4 protein-coding genes are annotated in these 5,112 nt (G+C 62.5%); 1 reads left to right on the top strand and 3 read right to left on the bottom strand.

Translation table 11 applies throughout. The features are described from left to right. The 3 genes from EN993_RS30985 to EN993_RS30975 all read right to left on the bottom strand — a co-directional run. Positions 1 to 2,185, bottom strand: a 2,185-nt coding sequence (locus EN993_RS30985) for a tetratricopeptide repeat protein (protein WP_164757919.1), incomplete at its 3' end; no start/stop codon positions are given. A gap of 8 nt (positions 2,186 to 2,193) precedes the next feature. Continuing rightward, complete coding sequence (locus EN993_RS30980) at positions 2,194 to 3,489, bottom strand: NAD(P)/FAD-dependent oxidoreductase (protein ID WP_127265673.1); 1,296 nt, start codon at positions 3,487 to 3,489, stop codon at positions 2,194 to 2,196. Between the two features lie 50 nt (positions 3,490 to 3,539). Next, on the bottom strand, positions 3,540 to 3,950 hold the full coding sequence (locus EN993_RS30975; protein ID WP_109668055.1) for a helix-turn-helix domain-containing protein: 411 nt from the start codon (positions 3,948 to 3,950) through the stop codon (positions 3,540 to 3,542). 136 nt (positions 3,951 to 4,086) lie between these two features. On the opposite strand from EN993_RS30975, the gene EN993_RS30970 reads away from it, so the two are divergent. Then, positions 4,087 to 4,980, top strand: coding sequence for an SDR family oxidoreductase (locus tag EN993_RS30970; RefSeq protein ID WP_109668058.1), 894 nt, complete (start codon positions 4,087 to 4,089; stop codon positions 4,978 to 4,980). Positions 4,981 to 5,112: the final 132 nt, after the last annotated feature.

Below are 5,112 nucleotides of genomic sequence, written 5' to 3'. Positions count from 1 at the left end.
TTTCCGATCCGCGCGTATAATCCAGACCGCCGGCCAGCAAGGCCTTGCCGGTCTTGGGAAAGCTCTGATCGACGCCGGCGTTCAACAACGATTCCGGCCGCGTCAGCATGCGCACCAGGAAGCGGTCATCAAGCGACGCGCCCTTGCTGTCCTGCAGCAAGGGAAACGGCACCGAGAACAGTTTGCCGTCCGGCACCACGAAGAGCGTGTCGGCGCCACCAAGCGACGGCTCCAGAGGTGCGATGAGACCGGCATAGAGCCCGGTGAACGTGGCATTCAGATCGACCAAAGTCACAGCGCCACGCTCCTGCGCGGAACGGGTCGATCTGAGGTTCGCCATGCGCGTTTCATGAGCAGCCGAGATCAGTCGGCGCGGATCGCCGAGATCATAGAGGCGTGGCAGCTGATCCTTGCGCGTGACGATCGCATAGAGCCGCTCATCTTCCAGCGGATCGGCGCTCTCGCGGTCCGCCCGCCACTTGCGGGTGATGAAGTAATCGACGAGCGCCTCGTTGGGCTTCAGCAGCGTGCCGGCGGATGGCAGCGGCTTGTCCACAGCGCTCTGTCCGAAACTGTATCTGGTCGTGACTCTCGTGATCGCCTTTTCGTACGCCGCCTGAGCCTGGTCGGGCTGCACGGCACCTGGATCGTCGGCACTGTCGCCACTGGAAGCAGCCTCCTGGTAGGCCAGGGACAGCCGTATCCCGGCCTGGATCAAGTGCCGCGTCTCCATGTCGTTCGGATCGATCAAACGCGACAGTCTGCGCAACTGATCCCGTTTGTCGTTTTCGAGCGTCGGCCAGCGGCGCGCCGCTTCAGCGAATGCCGGCACTGCCGATGCGTTGTTTTTTGCCAGCCGCGCATAGTCGTAGAGCATGTCATCGGCCAAGGCCCGGCTGGCTTCAGCGACGACCGGGTTGGCGGCCGTGCTCACCTGGAACCAATTCCACCGCAACATGTCGTCGTTGAGAGCCGCAAAATCGGCGGCTGCGGCCTCGGGATTCGACTTCGCTTTGAGGTTGGCCATAGCCTGCCGCGCGGCAAAGGTCAGCGGGTGCACCGAGCCGTATGTCGATCCGGCGATGCTATGGGCCCGATCGAGTTGGTTCATGCTGTTTTCGGTATCGCCCATGGCGGCGAAATGCGCGGCGAGCAGGTTGGCGATCTTGATTGCCAATATCTCGGGATAACTCGCGTCGTTGGTCAGCGGCAGCAAGCGTGCGAGCGTCGGCGCGTCGAGCGGCTGTGCACCCGAGAGCGCCCTGGTGTAGAGCAGCCACGCATCGGCCTGCTCGACCAGATTGCCTTCCCGCTTGAGAACGACGGCAATGTCCCGGTCCTGCTGGAAATAGCGCAAGGCCTCGTCGTACTTGGCGAGGTCGAGATAGTCCTGAGCCGTGTTGTTGGCGCTGACCAGAACATTGAAATGATTTGGCCCGTAGTAGCCGATGCGCTTCTCAATCACGTTCAGATCATACTGCAAGGCGCGGGTTGGCGCGCCCATCTGGCGCAGCATATCGGCCAGATTGTTCTGCAGTTTCCAGGTGAAGCGATCATCCTGACCAAGCACCCGCTCCGCAATCTCCAGATTGCGCTGGTCAACATTGATCGCCGCAGCGATTTGACCGAATGCGGCGATCCCTGTCGCCAGCACATCGTTGGCATACATGAGTTCCTGGGATTCCGTGCCATGGTAGTGGGCGTAGAGATTGGTTGCCGTAGCGCACATCGAAACGAAGCCCTGGTAGTCTTTCTCGGCCTGCTTCAGCATCGCGTAGTTGAGATAGAAATCGGCGCGCTTGGCGACATCCTGCTGCATCGCCCTGGTTTTCAGGCCTTCGGCAAAAATCTCCTCGGCGTTGTCGAGAATCTGGTTGTTGAGGAACGTCGCACCGGCGTTCGAGTAGCTCTCGACCGTAAATTCGTAGAGGTCGCTTCTGGCCGCATCGAGCAATGCTGCCCGCAACTGCGCATAACCTTCATCAAAGCGCCCCGCCTCCATCATCAGCTTGTAGGCCGCATCGATCCGGGCCTTCAGCGCCGCTTCGCTATCTGCTGGAGCCTGCTGACCGGCCTGGCCTGGCGTCTGGGCTTGCGCCGACGGCAAGGGCAGCACCACGACCGACGTGGCCAGGACAGACGCAACGACCTGCATCAGGCCTCGCGATTTTCGGACTATGGACATGACAGCGTTCATGCGGATCGGTCTGCGGTCGTATCATGACCCGGATTTTGTCCGAAATCCCACCGCGCCTCCGTCAGCCCGATGCGCTTGAACGGATCGATCACCGTGCCGGCCACCATCGAGGCAAGGAATTGCGGCGCCGGCGGGATTTTTGCCACCGTCGCCACCAGCCTGTCGCGGATGAAGGGCAGCGCCACCGAATCCGACTGGTAGAATGGCGTGAATGCCAGCGACAGTGCCTGGAAGACGCGGACATGCCAGCGCCGCGCCTTCGCATAGGCTTCAAGTGCTGCCTCGACATTGTCAGTCCGCGCCAGCGCATGGCTGAGCGCCGCGGCGTCGAGCAGCGCCATGTTGGCCCCTTGCCCGAGCTGCGGGCTGGTCGAGTGCGCCGCGTCGCCGATGATGGCCAGCCGCCGCCCAACCGGCCGCTTCATCGTGTGGTGGCCATAGCGCGCCAGCGAGAGCTGGTCGAAACTGTCGATCTGGCTGGTGTACGCCTGGCTTTGCGGCCACAGGCGGACCACCCTCTCCTTCCAGGCGTCCAGACCCCGGGCGCGCACCTCTTCTGCATCCGACGGCTTCAGGCTCCAGAAGAATGCCGCCATCTTTTCAGCGCCCGGCTCCGGCCGGCCGATCGGCAGCACACCGATCATCACGCTCGCCTTGTCATAGCGTTGCAGCAGGGCGTGCTCGTCAAAACCTTCGCCGCGCCAGCCGAGCGAGGCCCAGAACGCACCATAGGTCAATGGCCTCGGCTCGCATGGAGCCCTTACACTGCGTCGCAGTTTCGAGCGCGAACCGCTGGCGTCGACGACCAGGTCGAACGGCCCCGCCCTTCGTCCGTTGCCACAGATCAGCGTCGTCCGTTCGCCGGTCTCCAGCGCCTCGACTTCAACCCCGGTCTCGATGGCGATCGCCTCGCGTTGCGCAGCGCGGAAAAGCACGCCGAACAAGGCCGCCCGGTGCACCGCCAGGCCGAAGCGGCCACCGCGTTGTGCATCATAGCGGACGTCGAGCACGGTACGGCCTGTGCTGGCGTCGGCGCCATGCAGGCGGTCGATGCGGCTGCCCAGCGCCAGTATGTCGTCGAGCAGGCCAAGATCGGCCAATACCGTCAGCCCGCTCGGCTGCAGGATCAGTCCGGAGCCGACCGGCTTCGGCTCGTCGAAGCGCTCGAAAACGGTGACCCGATGCCCGGCACGCTTGAGATAGAGCGCCATGGCCAGTCCCGCCGGCCCGGCGCCGGCAATTGCGATGTCGTAGGAAATGCCGATGCCCCCAAAGCCGAATGGCCGGGACAATCCTTCAGCGGCCGGACGAAATCAAGTTGCGGCTCCGGGCTTTTTCCGGCTCACGCCTGAGCGGCGTCAAAATCGGCGCGCGCTGCGCGCACCGCATCATGGTTGAGTTCGGCCCACAGAATCAATTGATGAAAGGCGCCGAACATGGAGCGCCCGAGATCGGTCAGGCTGTATTCGACGCTCGGTGGTTTGGTCGGGAACACTTCGCGATGCACATAGCCGTCGCGCTGAAGATCGTACAGCGTCTGGGTCAGCATGCGCTGCGAAATGTCGGGCACAAGGCGCCTCAACTCGCCGAAGCGATAGGGTTTTTCAGCCAAGGCCATCATCAGCAGCGATCTCCATTTGCCGCTAACGCCCTGGATGACATCACGAACCGGACAATTGGCAATATTGCCGCCGCCTGAGATCGCCTTGTAGATCTCCATCTTCGATTTCAGATTGATGATCTTGCCGTCCATGGCTGGTTCCCTGCCTGTGCCTACCTCCCGAAAAACTGCCTTCTTTACGGCACCGGGTCAATTCCTATTTTAGTGCTGGTCTCTTTTTGAGACCGACACTCGAACCGCCCTAGCGGCACAATGTCAGGACCCTTCCATGACCGAAACCCTTCTCGTCACCGGCGCCTCCGGCCAGCTCGGCCGCGGCGTCATCCGCTATCTCCTGGACACGCACAAAGTTCCACCTGCAAGCATCATCGCCACAACCCGCAATCCGGAAAGCGTAGCCGATTTGGCCGCGCGCGGCGTCGTTGTCAGGGCCGCCGATTTCAACGACGTGGCCTCGCTGGAAACCGCATTCAAGGGCGCCGACAAGGTGCTGATCATTTCGACCGGCGATCTCGATCTAAAAAGCGGCAGGCGCCTGAAGCAGCACGAGAATGCAGTCGCCGCAGCCAAAAACGCCGGCGTTTCGCACCTACTCTACACCTCGATGCCCAATCCAGAACCGGTATCGCCGGTGCTGTTTGCCAATGATCACTTCAGCACCGAGCAGGCGATCAAGGCGAGCGGCATCCCCTACACGATCTTCCGCAACGGCTGGTACCAGGAGAACCTGTTCATGGCCCTGCCGCACGCGATCGCCTCGGGACACTGGTACACGTCCGCCGGCGACGGCCGCATTGCGCATGGCGCACGCGATGACATGGCAGCAGCGATCGCCGCCGGCCTTGCTTCCGGCTCGACCGAGAGCAGGACCTACACCTTGACCGGTCCGAATGCCTACACCACGGCAGAGATCGCGGCCCTGGTAAGCGAGGTTACCGGCAAGCCGCTGGAAGTTATTCAGGTTCCGGATGAGGCGCTTACCGAAGGTGTAAAGGCGGCAGGCGTGCCAGAGGATTTCGCTGATGTCGTCGTCTCCTTCGACGTCAACACGCGCTCCGGCCGCATCGCCATGGTGACCGACGCGATCGAGACGCTTTCCGGCAGGACGCCAAAGACGTTGAAGCAGTTCCTCGAGGCGAACAAGGCCGCCCTGGTTGGTTGACGGCCCGCGGTGCCGGAAGCCGAAATACCTGGCTTTCGGCACCGTTATTGCGATGTCTTGAGCAGCCCGAGCCGGATCAGGCTTTCGCCGGTCGCAGCCAGAGCGTCTTCGCGCGATCGCGGCGACCAGCCG

Origin of the sequence: Mesorhizobium sp. M7D.F.Ca.US.004.01.2.1 (assembly GCF_003997785.1) — a bacterium.
Classification (GTDB): domain Bacteria; phylum Pseudomonadota; class Alphaproteobacteria; order Rhizobiales; family Rhizobiaceae; genus Mesorhizobium; species Mesorhizobium loti.
This window is presented reverse-complemented; position numbering and strand designations above follow the sequence as displayed.

What these genes read in the sequence shown, in the direction of transcription:
- EN993_RS30975 (WP_109668055.1), bottom strand. Translation starts at nt 3,950, where the DNA reads ATGGACGGCAAGATCATCAATCTGAAATCGAAGATGGAGATCTACAAG.
- EN993_RS30970 (WP_109668058.1), top strand. Translation starts at nt 4,087, where the DNA reads ATGACCGAAACCCTTCTCGTCACCGGCGCCTCCGGCCAGCTCGGCCGC.